Here is a 20,238-nt window from a genome sequence, read left to right as displayed (position 1 = left end):
CCTTTATTAAAATTTAACACTTAATCCCAACTGCGTCGTTACTGATGCCGGACGATTTACACCAAAAGCAGCACCAGCCCATTCAGGGTCATATCCATCAAAATCTGTAAATACAAATGGGTCTAAAACATTTACATAAATTCTTAAATTACTGATTTTAAGTCTTTTCAATAATTCAGAGTTCAAGGTGTATCCTAAAGATATATTTTTAATTTTCACGTAAGAAACGTCTCTGTAATACCCAAATAAAGAAGTCCAATATGCTCCTGCACCCGTTGCTACAGGTCCTGGTCTTGGGTTTGTATTGTTGGCATTGGCTGCAATCCCCGCGCCGTTTGTTGGAATAAAATAATCCATTGCTAATTTCTGACGTCCTCTATCGCTTACATCGGCAAAGTTTTGGTGAAATGTACTCAAAACTGTCTGCCCTTGGCTGGTAAGAACTGAGAAATTAAAATCAAAGCTGCCAACGGTTAATTTAGAATACAAACTTCCCTGCCAATCAGGATTTGCATTTCCTATTACAGTTCTATCGTCTTGATTGAATTTACCATCTCCGTTTAAATCTTTTGGTCTTGCCTGTCCTGGAGCCATTCCGTAAGAAGCTGCCTGCGCTGCTTCACTTTCCTGCCAAACACCATCATAAACGTAGTTGTAATTTGGGTTTAACTCGGCTCCTAAAATCAATTTATTTCCGATATCACTTACCTTATCTTGATTGTAAATTGACTCTAAACGGTTCACGTTTTTAGTGAAGGTAAAAGTAGTTTCCCAATTTACTTTTTCACCTTTAATATTTTTGGTGGTTAATAATACTTCAACTCCTTTGTTGCTCACTGAACCTACATTGGCATACGTATTTTTCCAACCAGTTTCTGCTGGTAACTGTTGTTTGTAAATTAATTTATCCGATAATCTGTCGTAAACATCAACACTACCTGTAATTCTGTTATTTAAAAATCCGTAATCAAGACCAAAGTTTAACTCTCTTGTTTTTTCCCATGTTAAATTTTGGTTGGCTAAATTTTCAGACTGCCAGCCCGAAACCACATTTGCTCCGTTTGCATAAAAAGTCTGCTGGTTTAACAACGCCTGAGAAGTGTAAGGCGCAACGTTGTCGTTTCCTGTATACCCCAAACTCGCACGAAGTTTTAAGTCTGAAACTACAGAACTGCTTGCCAAGAAAGATTCTTTACTGATTTTCCAGCCTAAAGCTACAGATGGAAAACTCTGCCATTTATTTCCTGCTGATAATACTGACGAACCGTCCCAACGTGTTGAAGCCGTTAATAAGTATTTGTCTTTAAAAGTATAATTTAAACGAACGGCATAAGAGCTTAAAGTATTCTTTTGATATCCTGAACTGATGTTGTAACTTGTTTGAACTCCTGATCCCATATTATTCGATCCTACATCAAAAGGCTGATTGTTAGAATACAAATAAGAAGTTTCATCAACATTTGAATACAAACTCTGCAATAATAAAACACTGAAATCGTGGACTTCTTTAAAAGTATGTTTTAAATCAATTTGGTTATCCCAAGTATAATTAAAGTTATTGAAGTTTTTAATTGATGCTGAGTTTTTACCGTTTAAAGTAACACCCGCATTGGTTTGTGCAGTATAGGAAGCACTTGTAACGGTGTTTTCAATACCTCCTGCAAATGTTGTTTTGAATGAAAGCCATTTTAAAGGCTGATATTGAAAGAAGACGTTTCCAACAGTCTGCCATGTTTTTTCTGTTTGCGATGAATTTGCGATTTCCATTAAAGGATTTACGGTACTTGTTTTATTAATCGCCCACGCACCATTTGGATAAGTTAATTTTCCAGGAAGGAAAAATAATGTTCCAACTTTTTCATTACCGTCAGCATCAATTGCCCAAGGCGACATAAGCGGGCTTAATCTAAAGGCATCCTGCATCGCTAAATCACTACCAAATTGTGTATTTACACGTGCAACAGTAATATTGGCTCCTGTAGTAAATTTGTCGTTGATTTTATGGTTTAATCCGAGTTTGAAAGAATATTTATCCGTAGAATCATTGTCGATAAGTCCTTCGTCACTTTGAACACCAAATCCTAAGTTATAACTCAATCCAGAATCTGAACGCCCTGTAACATTTAAATAGTTGTTCTGCGTCATACCAGGTTTAAGAACGGCATCTGCCCAGTCAAAACTATAACCGTTGTTGGCTCTTGCCACTAATAACGGACTTTGATTTCCTGCTAAAGCGGCAAGCTGCGCTGGGGTTTGCGTGGCTGGAGTAGCACTCATATAAGCCACTTGATGAAATTTCCACCATTCTTCTCCGCTCATCATTTTAGGCATTCTGGCTGCCGTTTTTGTTCCGTAAGAAGAATCAAAAGTTACATTGATTCCTGATTTTACATTGGCACCGCTTTTTGTGGTTACGATAATAACACCGCTTGCTCCACGAGAACCGTATATAGCAGCTGAAGAAGCGTCTTTTAAAACATCCATTCTTGAAATATCCTGTGGATTAAGAAAGTCAATATTATCAACAGGAACGCCATCCACCACATATAATGGAGATGATCCTACTAATGAGTTATTTCCTCTAATTACTACTTTATATCCGTCTCCTGCACGACCAGAACTTGCCGAAATCTGAACCCCGGGAGTGCTTCCTTGAATTGCTTCGAGTGCGCTGGTGGTATTTCTTTCTGTAATTGTTGCAGCACTAATAGTACTTACAGAACCTGTAAGATCGGTTTTCTTTACAGAACCATATCCTACCACTACTACTTCGTTTAGTGAATTGGATTGTTCGGCAAGACTTACATTAATTTTTGTTTTTCCGGCAACGCTTATTTCTTGTGTCTGAAAACCCAAATAACTGATTACTAAAACAGCTTTGTTATTGGTTACATTAATTTTAAAACTTCCCTCAAAATCAGTTGAAGTTCCATTTTGAGTTCCCTTTTCCAGAATGTTTACCCCTGGCAGTGATAATCCTGTAGCATCTGTAATTTTCCCTTCAATTGCGGTAGACTGAGCATTCGCAGTCTGGCCCAGCAGAAAATTCAGAAAAAATAAAAATACAAGACTGTATTTTACTTTCTTTAATTGTTGTTTAATCTTCATAAGTGGTTTAAGTGGTTTAAGTGGTTTGGTTAAATTATTAGTTATAGTTTCTATTTTACTTTATTTCCATTGATATAGGTATTATTAAATTTTAAATTCTTTACATTTTTCAATAAGTAGATGGAGTCTACTTTTTCTATTTTTACATTCGTTAGTGTTATATTTTCTACTGGCGATTGCTCGTAACCTTCTGCCCAAATACTGTATTTACCACCGTTTTTAACATTTACATTTTCAAGATGTATGTTTCTGATAGTTGGAATAAAATTTCCCGTTTGAGATCCGTAAACATTGTAGAACATATTAAGTTTGAGTACACATTCTTTTACAGTTCCTACTTCAAGGTTTCTTACAAAAACGTCCTCGATAATTCCTCCCCTTTTTGAATTGGTTTTAATACGAATGGCGCGATCTAGATTTGGACTGTCCATTACACAGTTTTCTACAAAAACATTGTTTACTCCTGCCGAAATTTCGCTTCCAATTACCACTCCGCCATGACCATCAATCATTTTGCAGTTTTGGACAATAATATTTTTGCTTGAAATCGCTACTCGTCTTCCGTCTGCATCACGTCCTGCTTTAATAGCTATACAATCATCACCAGTATTGAACGTGCAGTTTCTAATGATAATATTTTGAGAATATTCAGGATCACAGCCATCATTGTTTGGTCCGTGGCTGTTTACAGTAACTTCATCAATAATCATGTTATTGGTTTTTATTGGATGTAGAATCCAAAACGGAGCATTAATTACTGTTATGTCTTTTACCAAAACAGTATTGCATTCAAAAAATTCAATAAAATTAGGACGCAAATACCTTCCTTCACCAAAAACTCTTTCGTTTACTGGAGTCCCTCTTTCAGCCATATCTACCAAAACTTCACGATTCTGTGGATCATTCTGGGAAGGAATTCCTTTTTTCCAGCCATAATTTTTTCCTCCAGACCAAATCCACCAATTGGTGTTGTCGGCCTGACCGTTTAAAGTTCCTTTTCCGGTTATGGCAACATTGGTTTTATTTTTGGCATAAATCAAAGGAGAATAATTCATGACTTCAGTGCCCTCCCAAGAAGTATGAACAATTGGATAATCTTTCGGATTTAAACTGAAAAGAATTTCAGCCTGATCTTCTAAATGAAGATTGACGTTACTTTCTAAATGAATAGCCCCAGTTAAATATTTTCCATTTGGGACAAGTACTTTTCCTCCGCCATTTGATGCACAGGTTTGAATTGCTTTTTGGAATGCCTGAGTGTTTAATGTTTTCCCATCAGCGACCGCTCCAAAATCATCTATATTGTATGTTTTATCCTGAAAATTTGTTTTTGGAAGGTTTTTTATGATGAATTCCATTCTTCGCCACGGATCAGATTCTGAAACAGATGTAGTTTTTTTTGAGCACGATATAGTTAAAACAACCATTACACAAGCAGAAACAATAGATTTAAACGCTGTAACCTTATCTGGATTCATTAGAATTGAATTTCTGATTTAACATGGTGAAAACATAAATAATTATGTAATCGATTACACGAAAGTAGAAAATATGTTCTAACCAACCAAATTTATTTAGAAATAAATTGTATTTTTAATTTTTATTAAGAATTATAATTACATTTAATGCAAAAATTATTGTAATTTATTATCATTGTAAAATCTAAATCGATGTAGTTTTTAATTATGGTAATCGATAACATTAAATGTTAGATTATATTAAAAAAATGTATTTTTGTCAAAGAATTTAACTTGTAAAACCGTTTTTAATGAGCGAAAAAGTAACCATTTATGATATTGCGGAAAAACTAAATATCACTGCAGCTACTGTTTCCAGAGCGTTGAATAACAATCCGAAGATCAAAGAGAGTACTCGTGAATTGGTTATTAAAACCGCTGCCTCAATGAACTACAAGCAGAATAAACTTGCTTTAGCATTAAAAAGCGGTCGTAGTAACAATATTGGAGTGATCGTTCCTCGTATTGACAGCAATTTTTTTGCTTCAGTCATCAGAGGAATCGAAGAAGAACTTCATCCTCATGGTTATCAGGTGATTATCTGTCAGACTCATGAGAGCAAGAAAAGAGAAAATGAAAACTTATATACTTTAATCGATGCACAGGTTGACGGCATTCTTATGTCTGTAACCGATGTAACCGACGAAAATGACGGAGCATTCCAAAATGTATTACAAAAAAATGTACCGCTTATTTTCTTTGATAGAAGTAAACACATTGATGGTGTAAGCTCGGTAACTATAAATGATTTTAGAGGAGGTTATTTAACAACCAAACATTTAATTAATGAGGGCTGCCGACATATCGCGCATTTCTCAGGAGACCAGTCGCTGGAAATCTTCAAAAACAGGTTTTTAGGATACAAACAGGCTCTTTTAGACCACGGAATTGAATTTAAAGAAGAATATGTAATTCGTACTAAAAGTAGCGTAGAAGCTGGAAAAGAAGCTGTAGATAAACTACTGCAGTTAGAAACGCCGCCAGATGCTATATTTTCATCTAGTGATTTTGCTGCGTTAGGCGCAATTCAGGAATTGAAAGAAAGAAATATCAGCATTCCGAATGAGTTTTGTGTCGCTGGCTTCAGTAATGAGCCTTTTACCAAATTCATGGAATTATCAATCACTTCTGTAGACCAGTCACCGCTTGAAATGGGAAAAATGTCTGCTCGTGTTTTCCTTGAACAAGTAGACAAAACAGATACGATTAAAATAGAGAAAAAGGTCGTTCTTGCACCTGAATTACATATCCGTAAATCATCATCGAGAACCAATTTCTAGCCAAAAAAAAGTATTTTAAAACCGTTTTTATTAAACCATATAAGTCATATAAGCTCATTTTAGAATGGGCTTTTTTTTTATGCAAGCTTCGGAGAAGCGAAATATTTATAGCAAAAGATTAGGGTTCAACATAAAGCTCCAGCGGAGCGACATATTTTTCTGCAACCTATAAATATTTCGCTTCTTCGAAGCTTTCTCAAAAACAAGAGGCGCAAAACAGCGCGTCTTCTATATAGACCTTTGTCTCTTTGCAACTTTATAACTAAAAAATGAACTTATATCACTTATATGGTTCAAAAAAAAAGACGCACAAATGTGCGTCTCTTCATATAAACCTTTGTTGCTTTGTCTCTTTGCAACTTTGAACCTAAAAAAATTAAAGTGAAACTCCTCTTTTCCAAGGAATAAAATCGTTTTGATTTAAAAGCGCTGCTTTTGTTTTGATCGTACCACTTGCTACATCAATAATAAATTCCAGCATTTCATCTGCCATTTCTTCAATCGATTTTTCCCCAGTGATAATTCCACCAGTATCAATATCGATGATATCTGACATTTTATTCGCTAATTGTGTGTTAGATGAAATCTTAACTACCGGTGCAATTGGATTTCCTGTTGGCGTTCCTAAACCTGTTGTAAACAATACCATATTTGCTCCTGATCCCACCATTGCTGTTGTACATTCAACGTCGTTTCCTGGCGTACAAAGCAAAGTTAAACCAGGTTTTGTAATGTATTCTCCATAATCAAAAACTCCTGTAATTGGAGATGTTCCTCCTTTTTTAGCAGCTCCTGCAGATTTCATTGCATCTGTAATCAAACCGTCTTTAATGTTACCCGGAGATGGATTCATATCAAATCCCGAACCAGCGTCTACAACTGTTTTTTCATACCATTGCATTAAATCCAAGAAACGTTTTCCGCTTTCGTCTTCTACGCAACGGTTTACTAATTCCTGCTCTACTCCACATAATTCAGGGAACTCAGAAAGAATAGTTGTTCCTCCTAAAGCAGCCAATAAATCTGAAGTTACTCCCAATGTTGGGTTTGCCGAAATACCAGAGAATCCATCAGATCCACCGCACTCTAAACCAATTCTTAATTTAGATAATGGAGCTGGTTCTCTCTTAATTTCGTTTGCTTTTTTAATCGCTTCAAAAGTATCTTTTACAACACTGCTAAGCATTGTTTCGATAGTTCCTATAGATTGCTGATCGTAAATCAAAACAGGCTTTTTACTGTTTGGATTAATCGCATTAAGAGCATCTTTGAAAATCGAAATTTGAAGATTTTGGCATCCTAAACTTAACACAGTTGCTCCCGCAACATTTGGATTGTTTACATAACCCGCTAATAATTTAGCCAAACTATGAGAATCCTGACGAATACCTCCACAACCACCTTGATGTGTAATGAATTTTACTTCAATATTGTTGAATAAATTAGCATCATTTGATGCTGCTTCATTTCCTGCTCCTCCAGTTTCTGATTTTACCAAAGAACGAAGCAATAACTGGTAATCGTTCTCTTTTGGTTTCATTAATTCTTTCTCAAAAATATCTTTTAGGATTTCGATATTTCTGTTTTCACAGAAAACTAATGGGAAGAATAGCCAAACGTTTTCTGTTCCTACCTGTCCGTCTTCTCTATGATATCCCTGCCATGTTCTGTCTTTCCACTTGTCTACATTTGGAGCCGTCCAGCCAATAGTTTCTGTTTTGCCAGTAACTTTATCACTTTCGTGTTTTACATTTTCTGTAGAAAGAAGTCCACCTCTTTCAATTCTGGCGCTTGCTTTTCCAACCAAAACACCATACATAATGATTCTGTCTCCTATATTAAAAGGAACCATCGCAATCTTATGTTTCATTTTTACATCAGACTCAATTGTAACTGACTCTCCTTCGAAATCAATTACCTCGCCTGCTGTAAGGTTTACCAAAGCCACCGCAACATTATCCGTTGGATGTACTTTTATTAATTTTTTCTGCGCTGCCATAATCAACCTTTGTTCTTTGTTTTTTTATCTTTTTTATTTTATTCTTTCCTGAAACTTAGCAAAACCAGCTTCAACACCGTTTGCATCAATTTCTTCTAAAGCAATTGTAATTGCTTTTGTTAACGAAGGAATTTCCGTTAAATCTTCATCCCAGAAATTTTTGTTTTGCAAAGTAAGTCTGGCGATTTTTTCATAGTCATCTGATTTCCATAAACCATCAAAGAATGTTACAATATCTTCGCTGTCGTTGACTGGTAAAGCTTGTCCGTTCCAAGTTCCTTTGTAAAAACGGATCAAGGCTGCGAAAGCGAAAGTTAAGTGAACGGGAAGTTTACCATGAACATCAACATATCCTGTTAAACTTGGCAATACACGAACTTTAAATTTAGAAATTGAATTTAAAGCGATCGATGATAATAAATGTTTGATAAATGGATTTCTGAAACGGTCTAAAATTTCTTCAGAGAAACTTGCCAGTTCTTCTTTGTCCATGTTTAAAGTTTCGTTGATTTCTTCAAAAACCGCTTTATTGATAAATTCTCCCGTAAACGGATTATCAACAGTTTCTTTTACAGTTTCGTTTCCATAAAGCAATGAAAACGGCACCATTGCGGTATGTGCTCCGTTTAAGATTCTTACTTTACGTGTACGATATGGCTGCATATCTTCAACGATTTTAACATCTAAATCAGTTTTGTGAAACGGAAGTTTTGCTTTCAATTCATCATCACCTTCAATTACCCATAAAAAGAACGTTTCGGCACTTACGATTAAATCATCTTTATATTCTAACTGTCTGTTGTATTCTTCGATTTGATCTTTTGGATATCCAGGAACAATTCTGTCAACCAATGTATTATGGAAAGAACAGTCATTTAACAACCACGAAACAAATTCTTGTTCCAATTTCCAGTCTACACAGTATTTCAAAATAACTTCTTTTAAAGTATCTGAGTTATAATTGATTAATTCACATGGAATGATGGTTAATCCTTTATCTGAAGCGCCTTTAAAGTGCTTAAATCTCTCGTATAAAAGTACGGTTAATTTTGCCGGAAATGAAACCGGAGGCTGCATTGTTACTGTATCTGAAGCAATGTATTCAATACCTGCTTCTGTTGTATTTGAAATAATAAAAGCTAATTCTTCTTCTTTAGCCAAAGCTAAATATTCTTGGAAAGAAGCGTATGGATCAACAGCTTTAACAATATTCGTTATTAATTCTTTTTCCTGAATTTCTTCTCCTTTTTTTACTCCTTTCATAAAAAGAGTATACAATCCGTCTTGCGCATTAATCATGTTCACCAAACCTTTATCGATAGGCTGAACCACCGCAATTCCAGCATTAAAATAAGCTTTTTGATTTAATTTTTGGATGGCATATTCAACAAAGGCTCTTAAGAAGTTTCCTTCTCCAAATTGGACAATTTTTATAGGAAGTTTGTTTGAAAACTCTGAATTTGATCTGTTTATTTTTTCCATTATTTCTTGATTAAAGTGTTTTAAATAACCACTTCTTTCCCTTATTATCTTTTATTAATTCGGATACATTGTAAATGAAACATTACACCTGTATAAGGACAAAGTTTGCTGTGAGGAGTGACAAAATCTGCTCCGCAAGCGTAATGTTCAATTACAATCTCTAAAATCTAAAAAAAACGCATCTAAATAAGGAATTGGCATGATTACTCCTTATTTATTTTCTTATATTTTTTATGATATCCAAAACCTGACTTACTTTAGCAGTTAGGCCATTGAAATCTTTATTTTCTAATATATCTTTTGAAATTAACTGTGAACCCAAACCAACGCAGGTCGCTCCAGCATTCAGCCATGAACTTAAACTTTCTTCTGTTGGGTAAACACCGCCAGTAGGCATAATGTTTGTCCACGGGCAAGGTCCTTTTATGGCTTTAATAAATTCTGGTCCATAAGTGTCAGCAGGGAATAATTTTACAATTTCGCATCCTAATTCTTCTGCTCTTGCAATTTCAGATAAAGTTCCACAGCCTGGTGACCACAATACTTTACGACGGTTGCAGGCAATTGCAATATCTTCTCTAAAAACTGGAGTTACGATAAAATTTGCTCCTAAACTCATGTATAATGAAGCCGATGCCGCATCTGTAACAGAACCAACACCTAAAATCATTCCCGGCAATTCAGCCAGAGCATATTTGTTTAAAGCAGCGAAAACTTCGTGTGCAAAGTCACCTCTGCTTGTAAATTCCATTAATCTGGAACCTCCGTCATAGCACGCTTTTAAAACCTTCTTACTTAATTCAATATCAGAATGAAAAAACAACGGAACCATTCCATTATCTTTCATTGTCTGTGCTACTTCTATTCTTGAATATTTTGCCATGTTTTTATTAAATTATCTTGATACCAATGCAGAACCATCGCCATCAATCATATTTTCAACTTCTTTTAAAGTAACCAGATTATAATCCCCTGCAATAGTGTGTTTTAAACAACAAGCCGCTACTGCAAAATCTAAAGCTCTCTGGTTATTATTTTGATATTCTAACAATCCGTAAATTAATCCGCCCATAAAAGCATCTCCACTTCCTACTCGATCAACTACTGGAGTAACTTCTTTTACCGCTGCTTGATAAAGTGTTTTTCCATCAAACAAAACGCCGCCAATTCTTTGGTGAGAGGCACTTACTGAATAACGAAGCGTAGTCGCTGCAATTTTTAAATTTGGAATTAACTCAAACAGTTTTTCATATAAAACCGGAAGTGTTTTTTCATCCTGATAATTCGGATTTACTTTCGGGATTCCCAGCATAAAATAAGCTGTATCGATATCTCCTAAAATCACATTACTGTATTTTAACATCTCTGGCATAACCTCACTTGGAGTTTTACCATACTGCCAAAGTTTTGATCTGTAATTTAAATCGCATGATATTTTAATTCCTAATTTATGAGCGACTTTAATGGCTTCCAAACAGGCTTCAGCTGCGGTTTGAGAAATTGCCGGAGTAATTCCGCTCCAGTGAAACCACTCGGCTCCTTCCAGGACTTTTTCCCAGTCAATTTGGCCTTTTTCAATAGTTGCCATCGCACTATGCGCACGATCGTACACTACATTACTGCCGCGTGTTCCAGCTCCGGTTTCAAGAAAATAAATTCCTAAACGCTCGCCTCCGTATACTATATTTTTACATTCGACATTCATTTTTCGCATTTCTTTCAATGCCGATAAACCAATTTCGTTTTGAGGTAATCTTGTTACAAATTCAGCGTTTAAACCGTAATTTGCCAGTGACACGCATACATTAAATTCTCCGCCTCCGTATGTAGCACCAAATGCTGTAGATTGCGAAAAACGTAAATGTCTTTCTGTCGATAAACGCAGCATGATTTCTCCAAATGCAACTACTTTACTCATTTTTTTTATTTTTAATTTTACCATTAAGACATTAAGAAAATTAAGCTTTACTTTATGTTTTCTTTGTGAGTAAAAGTTAAGTTTATTAAGCATCCCCGCTTAATTATCTTTCTATTATTAAGTAACTATTTAAACCCAAAAACTTAATTTTCTTAATATCTTAATGGTTGAAAAAATTAGAATTTGAAATACTCTTTTGCGTTATTGTATGAGATGTCTGAAACTAATTTTCCAATCCATTCCATATCGTTTGGAAGTTCTCCTCTTTTGATCTCGTCTCCCAAAAGATTACATAAAATTCTTCTGAAATATTCGTGTCTCGGAAATGACAAGAAACTTCTTGAATCAGTCAACATTCCCACAAAACAGCTGATTAATCCCATGTTTGAAAGCGCATTCAATTGTTTTGTCATTCCGTCTTTTTGATCTAAGAACCACCACCCTGATCCAAATTGTACTTTTCCGCGAACACTTCCGTCGTTGAAATTTCCAATCATAGTGGCCATAACTTCGTTATCGGCTGGATTTAAGTTGTAAATAATGGTTTTAGTCAATTTATCTTTACTGTCTAAAGCGTTTAAGAAAGCCGATAATTTTTGTGCCTGTGGATAATCTCCAATAGAATCCCATCCTGTATCTGGGCCTAAAATTCTGTGCATACGAGCATTATTGTTACGCAATGCACCTAAGTGAAACTGCTGTACCCATCCAAATTCATGATACGTTTCTGACAAGAAAACCAAAATGGCACTGTGGAATTTTAAAACTTCTTCTGGAGACAATTCGCCGTTTTCTCTTTTCTTTTTGAAAATAGCATTTACTTCACTTTCTGTAAAGTTTTCAAAATCAATCTGATTTAAACCGTGATCGCTTAATTTACAACCGTTTGCATTAAAGAATTCAATTCTTTTTCTTAAAGCAGACTGCAAATCAGCATACGTATTAATTGCAACTCCGGACACATCCCCTAATGTGTCCAGATATGCATTATAACCATCATTAGCAATTAAGATGGCTTTATCAGGTCTGAAAGCCGTACTCATCTTGATTCCAGTTGAGTTGTTTGCGAATTTTTGGTGAAATTCTAAAGAATCAATTGGATCTTCAGTAGTACAAACTAATTCAGCATTTACTTTTTTAAGAAGGTTTTGCGTGCTGTACGCTTGAGAATTTACTTTCTCAGAGGTTTCGATATAGATTTTTTCTGCTGATTTTTCATTCAGTAAATCATAAATATCAAAATAACGCGCTAATTCTAAGTGAGTCCAGTGATACAAAGGATTACGCATAGTATACGGAACCGTTTTTGCCCAGTTTAAGAATTTATCTTTATCCGATCCATTTCCGGTTACGAACTGCTCGTTGATCCCTAAGGTACGCATAGCACGCCATTTGTAGTGGTCACCGTTTATCCAGACATTTGTTATGTTGTCGAAGATTTTATCTTCGGCAATAAACTGAGGATTTAAGTGATTATGGTAGTCAATAATAGGCTGATTTTTTGAGTAATTGTGGTACAATTCTTCAGCATATTTATTTTCTAATAAAAAATTATCGTGTATAAATGTCTGGCTCATAGTTTTTAAAATATAATATGAAAATTATTCTTCGTTTGAAGGTTTTCCGATTGTAGCAAGAATTCCGCCGTCAACATATAAAATGTGACCGTTTACAAAATCACTCGCTTTTGATGATAAAAATATTGCTGCTCCTGCTAAATCATTTGGATCTCCCCATTTGGCTGCAGGTGTTCTGCTTATAATAAAATCGTTAAACGGATGTCCGTCAACTCTAATTGGTTTTGTTTGTTCTGTTGCAAAATATCCAGGTCCAATTCCGTTGATCTGAACATTGTATTTTGCCCACTCTGTTGCCATGTTTTTGGTCAGCATTTTTAAACCTCCTTTTGCAGCAGCATAAGCAGAAACGGTGTTTCGACCCAATTCGCTCATCATAGAACAAATGTTGATTATTTTACCTTGTCTTCTTTGGATCATTCCTTTTGCAACATGCTTGGAAACAATAAATGGACTTACTAAATCAATATCAACTACTTCTCTGAAATCTGAAACTTCCATATCTAAAAGCGGAATTCTTTTGATAATTCCAGCATTATTGATTAGGATATCGATAGGTCCAACTTCGGTTTCAATTTTCTGAATCGCTGTTTTTACTTCTTGTTCTTCCGTTACATTAAATTTGTAACCAACTGCAGTAATACCTTCGCTTTTTAATTCTGCTACAGCATTATCAATTTTTTCTTGAGAAGAATTTCCGTTTACCACAATCGTTGCACCCGCCTGACCTAATCCTTTAGCCATTGCCATTCCTAGTCCGTGCGTGCTTCCTGTAATAAGGGCAATTTTTCCTTTTATGTCGAATAAGTTTGTCATTTTCTTATCTTAAATCAGTGATTTTACAAACATCCATATCTCCGTAATCTAGGTTTTCACCAGCCATTCCCCAGATAAAAGTATAGTTACTAGTTCCTGAACCTGAGTGAATAGACCAAGGCGGAGAAATCACTGCTTGATGATTGTTCATCCAAATATGTCTTGTTTCTTGTGGTTGCCCCATAAAGTGGCAAACTGCCTGATCTTGCGGAATATCCAAATAGAAATAAACTTCCATTCTGCGATCGTGAACGTGTGCCGGCATGGTATTCCAAACACTTCCGGGTTTTAATTCTGTCATTCCCATTTGCAATTGGCAGGTTGTCACTACGCTTCCAATAATCATCTGGTTTACAGTTCGGTGATTCGCTGTTTCCATTGTTCCCAACTGTAATTTATTAGCTTCAGCTAAACTTACTTTTTTAGTTGGGTAAGTTGTGTGAGCTGGTGCAGAATTCAAATAAAATTTAGCTGGGTTATTACTGTCATCGCTTTTAAAAACCACTTCTTTATTTCCAGCTCCGATATACAAAGCATCTTTAAAACCTAATTCATAAGTTGTACCTTCAACAACAACAGAACCACTTCCGCCAACATTTATAATTCCTAATTCTCTTCTTTCTAAAAAATATGGTGCTTTTAGCGGATCAATAGTTTCCAAAGCCAAATCGCCTTTTACAGGAACTGCAGAACCCGCAATGTATCGATCGTAATGCGAGTAAACCAATACGATTTCATCTTCCTGCATTAAGTCATCAATTAAGAATTCTTCTCGTAACTGCTGTGTATCATATTTTTTTACAGCTTCAGGGCTAGAGGCGTATCTTGAACTATATTTTGTCATAATTTTTTATTTAATGTAATCGATTGCACAAAATTAATTTTTTATATTCAAATAGCATAATTTAAATTCAAAAAATCTTTTAATTAGAACAAATCTATAGATCCGTAATTGGGCTGTATTTTGGAACTAATGATTTCATTACAATCCAGCCTGTTAAATAACAAACCGCACAGATAGAGAAAATAATGAAATATCCAGCTTCAATTCCTTTAAAACCCATAAAAACCATTTCAGTTTCTTTAGCGTAATCAAATAAAACTCCTGAACCTTTGTTAATTAAAGTTGATCCAACACCTCCTGCTAAACCTCCAATTCCAGTAATTGTTGCAATTGCTTTTTTAGGAAACATATCGCCTACTGTTGTAAAAATATTTGCCGACCAAGACTGGTGAGCCGCTCCCGCAATTCCGATAATGATTACAGGAACCCAGTAACTAATGTAACCTAATGGTTGTGCAATCAAAGCTAATAAAGGAAAAAAAGCAAAAATCAGCATAGCTCTCATTCTTCCTTCATAAGGGTTCATTCCTTTTTTCTCTACGAAATACGTTGGCAGCCATCCACCAATAATTGACAATAATGTAATCATGTATAAGACAAACAACGGCAGAGCTGCTTCTGTAGAGTCCATTCCGTAAACTGAACTTAAATAAGCAGGCGTCCAAAATAAAAAGAACCACCATACACCATCAGTCATAAATTTACCAAAAGCAAATGCCCAAGTTTGTTTGTATTTAAAACATTCCACCAAAGACACTTTTGAAGTTGCTTCTAAAGTAAGTTCACTAATTTTAGGATCAACTGCATCATCTTGTTGGATATAAGCTAATTCTTCAGCCGTTACTTTTGAATGTCTTTCTGGTTTGTCGTACATAAAAATCCAGAATCCCATCCATATAAATCCTAAAGCTCCAATGATAATGAATGACATTTCCCATCCAAAAGATTTAGCAATAAACGGAATGGTAACTGGCGCCGCCAAAGCTCCAACTGTTGCTCCAGCATTAAAAATACTGGTTGCAAAAGCTCTGTCTTTTTTAGGAAAATATTCGGCTGTTGTTTTAATTGCTGCAGGGAAGTTTCCCGCTTCTCCAACTGCTAAAACGAAACGTGCAAAAATAAAAAGAGCGACACTCACATTAATTACCAAGGCTGTATCGTTTATTGTACTGATTATTTCTTTAGAACCATGAAAACCTACGAACCAGTTTCCTGTAATGATTCCAGAAGTTGCGATTCCACAAAATGCGTGTAGACAAGCTCCTATAGACCAAACTCCAATTGCCCAAAGAAATCCTTTTTTTGTATCCATCCAGTCTACAAATCTTCCTGCCAGTAACAAAGAAACAGCATAAAATATTGAGAATAAAGCTGTAATATTACCATAATTATTATTTGTCCAATGAAATTCAGGTGCTATAAAATCACTCCATGTCAATGAAAGAACTTGTCGGTCTAAATAATTAATTGTGGTTGCAAAAAATAACAATGCACATATACTCCAGCGATATCGTCCTGCAGATTTAATGGTCTGATTGGCTGTTGCAGCATCTGTTTGATTCATAGTAGTGGTTATTAGATAGTTATATAAAGTTTCGAAAAATTAATTCGCAGTAAAAAAATCTATTTTAAAGAGATTAAAATCAACATTTTATAGTAACAAAGCGACAATAATGTAATCGATTGCACAAATATAGTTTTTAATCTTTATATTCCAAATAAATTGTATAAAAAATTATTTTAAGTCTTTAAATAAACATATTGCTCAAAAAAAAGAACTCAAAATTACACATTAAACAATATATTTGTTAAAAGCTAATAGGTGAATTTTATCCTTTTTTAGGGGTAAAATCGTCCTGTTTCCGTGCGTTTAAGGACTCTTTTTGCATTCAATCCTATTGTGCAGAAAAGCGGTTACATTTTACGCAACAAAGCAGTAAACAATTGTATAACAAATAATTATCTATTAAATTGAAAAATACAGCAACATTATCGTTAAGAAGAATCTCATTGTTTTTTCTGCTTTTCACAGGAGTATTATATACTCATGCCCAAAATCAGGTAATTCCGCTTTGGAATACAATTCCAGACGAGATTAAAGCATCAAATTACAAGGAAAAAGAAGAATCTAAAGACGGAAAAGTACAAAGCACGAGTTTGGTTTCGGTTCCTACTTTAACGGCCTTTTTTCCAGCTGTTACCAAACCTAATCAAACCGCAGTAGTTATTCTTCCCGGCGGAGGTTATTCGCATTTGGCAATTGACAAAGAAGGAACCAAAATAGCAGAATGGTTTAATACTCTTGGAATTCCTGCTTTTGTATTAAAATATCGTCTGCCAAGTGATTTGATTATGAAGAATAAAAATGTCGGGCCATTGCAGGATGCCCAAGAAGCAATTCGTTATGTAAGGCAGAATGCTGCAAAATGGAACATCAATTCCAATAAAATTGGAATTATGGGTTTTTCTGCAGGCGGACATTTAGCTTCTACTTTGTCGACACATTATGATGATAAAGTCTATGAATCAGCTTTTAAAGTTAGTGCCCGTCCAGATTTTTCAGTTTTGATTTATCCGGTAATCTCAATGGAAAACGAAATTACACATAAGGGCTCGCAGATTAATTTATTAGGAGAAAGTCCTTCGCAGGAATTGATTGATTCTTTTTCGAACGAAAAGAAAGTCAATGCCAAAACTCCTCCTGCATTTTTAATTCATGCCACAGATGATACAGTAGTTATTCCTGAAAATAGTATTAATTACTATCTGGCATTGAAGAAAAATGGTGTTTCAGCAGAAATGCACATTTATGAAAAAGGCGGACACGGGTTTGGTTTAGGAACAAACGATACGAGTAAATTCTGGCCAAAACAGCTTGAAAATTGGCTGAAAGCGAATCAATTGAATTAAAAACACAAAAGGCAAAACTTAAATAAGTTTTGCCTTTTGATCAAAAAAAACAAAGAGAAATTAAAAAACCAATTTCATGCTCTTTAAGCGATTACTTCGCTTGCTGTATTTTTTAGTTTCGCAGCTGGAACTGCTTTACTTGCTATTTTTGGTTTTGATGCTGGTGCTTTTTTACCAAATTTTTGCTTTCCCCACCAAATTATAAATCCTGTAATAGGTAAACTAGCCGAAATCAAACTGGCCAAAAAAGCAATAATTTTTCCTGTGAGTCCTAATATGCTTCCTACGTGAATGTCATAATTCATTCTTCGGATTTTGTCTGGAATATTGGCTTCTATATATTTTCCTGAAAAAGGTGTTTTTATGGAAATTTCCTTTAAAGTCTGCTGATCAAAACTATAACGATCCATATTGTAATAGGTATTTTTTTGTTTGTAAACAAAAGCACCAATAGGATCTGCCGGTTTTGCTGGAATTGAAATTAAAATTCCAGAGGCCTGAGGGTTTTCTTTTCGCATTTTCAGCAGCACTTTATCAGCTGTAGAAATATTAAAAGCTTTAATATTTGTGGTATCCGATTTTGGAGATTCACGGTTTTCAACCAAAGGTTTTCCACCAGATGTTACCCAGTATAAGGATTTACTCCACCAGCCAAAACTCCATACTAAACCAGTAACTGCAATAAAGAACAGGAAAATACAGCTGTAAAAGCCCAACACATTATGCATATCATAATTGACACGTTTAAAACTAGCATTCCATTTAATTTTAAAGCTTTTATCGATAATTGATTTAATCCATTTGGTAGGCCACCACAGCACAATACCTGAAATTAAAAGCACTACGAAAATTAAAACGGCTACTCCTACAATTGGTCGTCCAATTTCATACGGAAGCCATAAAGCGCGGTGTCCGTTTAATATCCATCTAAAAAAATCAGGTGATTCACCTCTTGAAAAAGACTTAACGTTTAGGATTTCTCCTGTGTACGGATTCATATAAACGCTTATAAAAGTTCCTTTTCTTCTGCTTTTCGGTTTTTCTTTACCTTTTTCTTTTTTAGCATTTTGAGCTAAATCTTTTTTCTTTTCTTCCCGTTTATGTTCGCCTCTTTTATCCTCACCTTTTCCGCTTTCTTCTTTTTTCTCAACAAAATAACCTACAATAGCAGCTTCGTCTTTTCCACCAAAAGTTACGCTTGCTGCTTTTTTGTCTTTCATTTTCTTATCGGCGATGGTAACCAATTGTGAAGGAAGCAAAAAAGCTTTTTCTTGAGGTTTTACAAAACGCCAATCTTCAATAAAATCTTTTATTTCGTTTTCAAAAACATAAATGCAACCTGTAAGGCTGACAATAACTACAATAATTCCAGATGCCAATCCCAGCCATAAATGCAGCCAGGCCATGATGCGCTTAAAAAGCGACTTTTTACTTTTTTTCTTATTATTTGGTTTTGATTTTGAAGAAGAAAACATATTCAGATAGATAAATAGGATCAATAAAAAACCGTAAGTCTCCCCTAAGAAAGAGACTTACGGTAAAAAAAAATTAATATTTCAATTTCTGGATAGCAGTAATCTGGCCGCCTTCAACTTTCATACCTCTTGTAGCGGCTCCAGTTGTACCATTAACCGTGTAAATCCAGTTTCCTTCAGGAGTATTGATTCCGATAATAGCAGAATTGCCATCTTCAGACGTAATATTGTAACGGCTTGTCGCAGAAGTCAAGGTTTCAGGAACGTTTGTCGCCCATTTAAATGTCTGGTTATACACATCAACTACAGCCAATTTAACTGCACCGTTGTTTTTTCCAGCGTTTCCATACATTAACAATAAAAATTTACCATTTGAAATGTAGCTTGTAGATGAGATTTTGTATCCACCTGATTTTTCTTCCACATTAAAGAAATACGATTGATCGAATTCTGTAGTTCCTTTTTTGATTCTCACTACGGCAGAAGGTTTTTTAGAAACCAAAACTGAATTGCTTGTTGCAATCGCTCCAGAAAATCCATAAGCATCTCCATTTTCATCCTGAAACAAACCTTTTGTAAAGTAAGCTCCTAAATAACTGGTACGGTTATCTTTGATTACTTTTTGTAATTTAAGCTCTGGATAATTGTAAACAGCAACCCAAGTACTGTCTGGATTTACCGTTCCGAAGTTATCAACTCCATCACCTTTAATGCTCATGTACGGCATGTATACTTTATCACCAACTTGAGTTGCCCAAGTAAAGAAAGCTCTTTCTCCGTTTCCTGCCAATACTTTAGTATCTTGCTGTGCTTCACCTTTAATAAGAGATTCTTTAGCATCAATTTTATACATTGAAGCAATAGAAGCTCCGCTTCTTGGTACTTTAACAGTTAAAATATCACTGTTTACAGCTGCGAAAACGTGAACAGTTTCGGCTTGAAAGTTTGATTTCTTAACTAAGTTTCCTGAAGCATTTAAGTTGTAAGTTGTTACAGCTCCTGGATTTCCTTGTCCGTAAAGCAAACTGAAAAAGTTATTTTCGGCTGTAATATAATAACGATAGGTTCCATCTTGTTCGATACCGTTTCCAACAGTCGTAATTGATCCTGTAGAAACATCATCTGCCGTTAATAGATAATCTGCCACTCCGGTTGCGCCAGTTGTAGCCGTAATGATATATTTTGTTTTTCCTGTATCGCTTCCGCCCGTGTTCTCTTCGGATTTGTCATCGCTGCTGCAGGAAAATGTTGTAAAAGCTATAAAAGCCGCAAATAACGCTAATGTGCTATTTTTTTTCATGGTATTATGGTT

Annotated in this window: 14 protein-coding genes; 2 read left to right on the top strand and 12 right to left on the bottom strand. The window is 35.2% G+C overall.

The features are described 5' to 3' along the window. Window positions 1-6 precede the first annotated feature (6 nt). Window positions 7-3,108, bottom strand: a complete 3,102-nt coding sequence (locus J0383_RS20370; protein WP_207295784.1) for a SusC/RagA family TonB-linked outer membrane protein — start codon at window positions 3,106-3,108, stop codon at window positions 7-9. Window positions 3,109-3,158: 50 nt separating this feature from the next. Beyond that, a complete protein-coding gene (locus J0383_RS20365) occupies window positions 3,159-4,586 on the bottom strand; it encodes a glycoside hydrolase family 28 protein (protein ID WP_207295783.1) in 1,428 nt (475 codons plus the stop codon). Window positions 4,587-4,876: 290 nt separating this feature from the next. Here J0383_RS20365 and J0383_RS20360 point away from each other — a divergent pair, with 290 nt between their 5' ends. Then, window positions 4,877-5,905 (top strand): LacI family DNA-binding transcriptional regulator, encoded by a 1,029-nt coding sequence (locus J0383_RS20360; RefSeq protein WP_207295782.1) that lies wholly within the window; start codon window positions 4,877-4,879, stop codon window positions 5,903-5,905. 376 nt (window positions 5,906-6,281) lie between these two features. Here J0383_RS20360 and J0383_RS20355 read toward each other — a convergent pair whose 3' ends face one another. From J0383_RS20355 to J0383_RS20320, 8 genes are all read right to left on the bottom strand, one after another. Continuing rightward, window positions 6,282-7,904 (bottom strand): UxaA family hydrolase, encoded by a 1,623-nt coding sequence (locus tag J0383_RS20355; protein WP_207295781.1) that lies wholly within the window; start codon window positions 7,902-7,904, stop codon window positions 6,282-6,284. Window positions 7,905-7,937: 33 nt separating this feature from the next. Continuing rightward, entirely contained in the window at window positions 7,938-9,386 is a 1,449-nt protein-coding gene (locus tag J0383_RS20350) for a tagaturonate reductase (RefSeq protein WP_207295780.1), read from the bottom strand. A gap of 214 nt (window positions 9,387-9,600) precedes the next feature. After that, window positions 9,601-10,269 carry a bifunctional 4-hydroxy-2-oxoglutarate aldolase/2-dehydro-3-deoxy-phosphogluconate aldolase gene (locus tag J0383_RS20345; protein WP_207295779.1) on the bottom strand — a complete coding sequence of 223 codons (669 nt, stop codon included), beginning with the start codon at window positions 10,267-10,269 and terminating at the stop codon, window positions 9,601-9,603. Window positions 10,270-10,281: 12 nt separating this feature from the next. Further along, window positions 10,282-11,304, bottom strand: coding sequence for a sugar kinase (locus J0383_RS20340; RefSeq protein WP_207295778.1), 1,023 nt, complete (start codon window positions 11,302-11,304; stop codon window positions 10,282-10,284). A gap of 176 nt (window positions 11,305-11,480) precedes the next feature. After that, window positions 11,481-12,881 (bottom strand): glucuronate isomerase, encoded by a 1,401-nt coding sequence (uxaC, locus tag J0383_RS20335; protein WP_207295777.1) that lies wholly within the window; start codon window positions 12,879-12,881, stop codon window positions 11,481-11,483. A 24-nt stretch (window positions 12,882-12,905) separates the two neighbouring features. Beyond that, window positions 12,906-13,697, bottom strand: a complete 792-nt coding sequence (locus J0383_RS20330; RefSeq protein ID WP_207295776.1) for a gluconate 5-dehydrogenase — start codon at window positions 13,695-13,697, stop codon at window positions 12,906-12,908. Between the two features lie 4 nt (window positions 13,698-13,701). Then, a complete protein-coding gene (gene kduI / locus J0383_RS20325; protein ID WP_207295775.1) occupies window positions 13,702-14,541 on the bottom strand; it encodes a 5-dehydro-4-deoxy-D-glucuronate isomerase in 840 nt (279 codons plus the stop codon). Between the two features lie 94 nt (window positions 14,542-14,635). Beyond that, window positions 14,636-16,105 (bottom strand): MFS transporter, encoded by a 1,470-nt coding sequence (locus J0383_RS20320; RefSeq protein WP_207295774.1) that lies wholly within the window; start codon window positions 16,103-16,105, stop codon window positions 14,636-14,638. Between the two features lie 407 nt (window positions 16,106-16,512). Between J0383_RS20320 and J0383_RS20315 the strand changes: the two genes are divergently transcribed. Continuing rightward, window positions 16,513-17,451, top strand: a complete 939-nt coding sequence (locus tag J0383_RS20315) for an alpha/beta hydrolase (RefSeq protein ID WP_207295773.1) — start codon at window positions 16,513-16,515, stop codon at window positions 17,449-17,451. A gap of 83 nt (window positions 17,452-17,534) precedes the next feature. On the opposite strand, the gene J0383_RS20310 is transcribed toward J0383_RS20315, so the two are convergent. Together J0383_RS20310 and J0383_RS20305 are read right to left on the bottom strand one after the other, a co-directional pair. Next, window positions 17,535-18,926, bottom strand: a complete 1,392-nt coding sequence (locus J0383_RS20310) for a PepSY-associated TM helix domain-containing protein (RefSeq protein ID WP_207295772.1) — start codon at window positions 18,924-18,926, stop codon at window positions 17,535-17,537. Between the two features lie 73 nt (window positions 18,927-18,999). After that, window positions 19,000-20,226 (bottom strand): DUF4374 domain-containing protein, encoded by a 1,227-nt coding sequence (locus J0383_RS20305; protein ID WP_207295771.1) that lies wholly within the window; start codon window positions 20,224-20,226, stop codon window positions 19,000-19,002. Window positions 20,227-20,238 lie beyond the last annotated feature (12 nt).

It is taken from the genome of Flavobacterium endoglycinae (assembly GCF_017352115.1).
In the GTDB taxonomy this organism is placed as follows: domain Bacteria; phylum Bacteroidota; class Bacteroidia; order Flavobacteriales; family Flavobacteriaceae; genus Flavobacterium; species Flavobacterium endoglycinae.
The sequence above is the reverse complement of the archived record's forward strand: the minus strand, read 5'-3'. Positions and strand labels throughout refer to the sequence as shown.

What these genes read in the sequence shown, in the direction of transcription:
- J0383_RS20370 (WP_207295784.1), bottom strand. Translation starts at nt 3,108, where the DNA reads ATGAAGATTAAACAACAATTAAAGAAAGTAAAATACAGTCTTGTATTT.
- J0383_RS20365 (WP_207295783.1), bottom strand. Translation starts at nt 4,586, where the DNA reads ATGAATCCAGATAAGGTTACAGCGTTTAAATCTATTGTTTCTGCTTGT.
- J0383_RS20360 (WP_207295782.1), top strand. Translation starts at nt 4,877, where the DNA reads ATGAGCGAAAAAGTAACCATTTATGATATTGCGGAAAAACTAAATATC.
- J0383_RS20355 (WP_207295781.1), bottom strand. Translation starts at nt 7,904, where the DNA reads ATGGCAGCGCAGAAAAAATTAATAAAAGTACATCCAACGGATAATGTT.
- J0383_RS20350 (WP_207295780.1), bottom strand. Translation starts at nt 9,386, where the DNA reads ATGGAAAAAATAAACAGATCAAATTCAGAGTTTTCAAACAAACTTCCT.
- J0383_RS20345 (WP_207295779.1), bottom strand. Translation starts at nt 10,269, where the DNA reads ATGGCAAAATATTCAAGAATAGAAGTAGCACAGACAATGAAAGATAAT.
- J0383_RS20340 (WP_207295778.1), bottom strand. Translation starts at nt 11,304, where the DNA reads ATGAGTAAAGTAGTTGCATTTGGAGAAATCATGCTGCGTTTATCGACA.
- uxaC (WP_207295777.1), bottom strand. Translation starts at nt 12,881, where the DNA reads ATGAGCCAGACATTTATACACGATAATTTTTTATTAGAAAATAAATAT.
- J0383_RS20330 (WP_207295776.1), bottom strand. Translation starts at nt 13,697, where the DNA reads ATGACAAACTTATTCGACATAAAAGGAAAAATTGCCCTTATTACAGGA.
- kduI (WP_207295775.1), bottom strand. Translation starts at nt 14,541, where the DNA reads ATGACAAAATATAGTTCAAGATACGCCTCTAGCCCTGAAGCTGTAAAA.
- J0383_RS20320 (WP_207295774.1), bottom strand. Translation starts at nt 16,105, where the DNA reads ATGAATCAAACAGATGCTGCAACAGCCAATCAGACCATTAAATCTGCA.
- J0383_RS20310 (WP_207295772.1), bottom strand. Translation starts at nt 18,926, where the DNA reads ATGTTTTCTTCTTCAAAATCAAAACCAAATAATAAGAAAAAAAGTAAA.
- J0383_RS20305 (WP_207295771.1), bottom strand. Translation starts at nt 20,226, where the DNA reads ATGAAAAAAAATAGCACATTAGCGTTATTTGCGGCTTTTATAGCTTTT.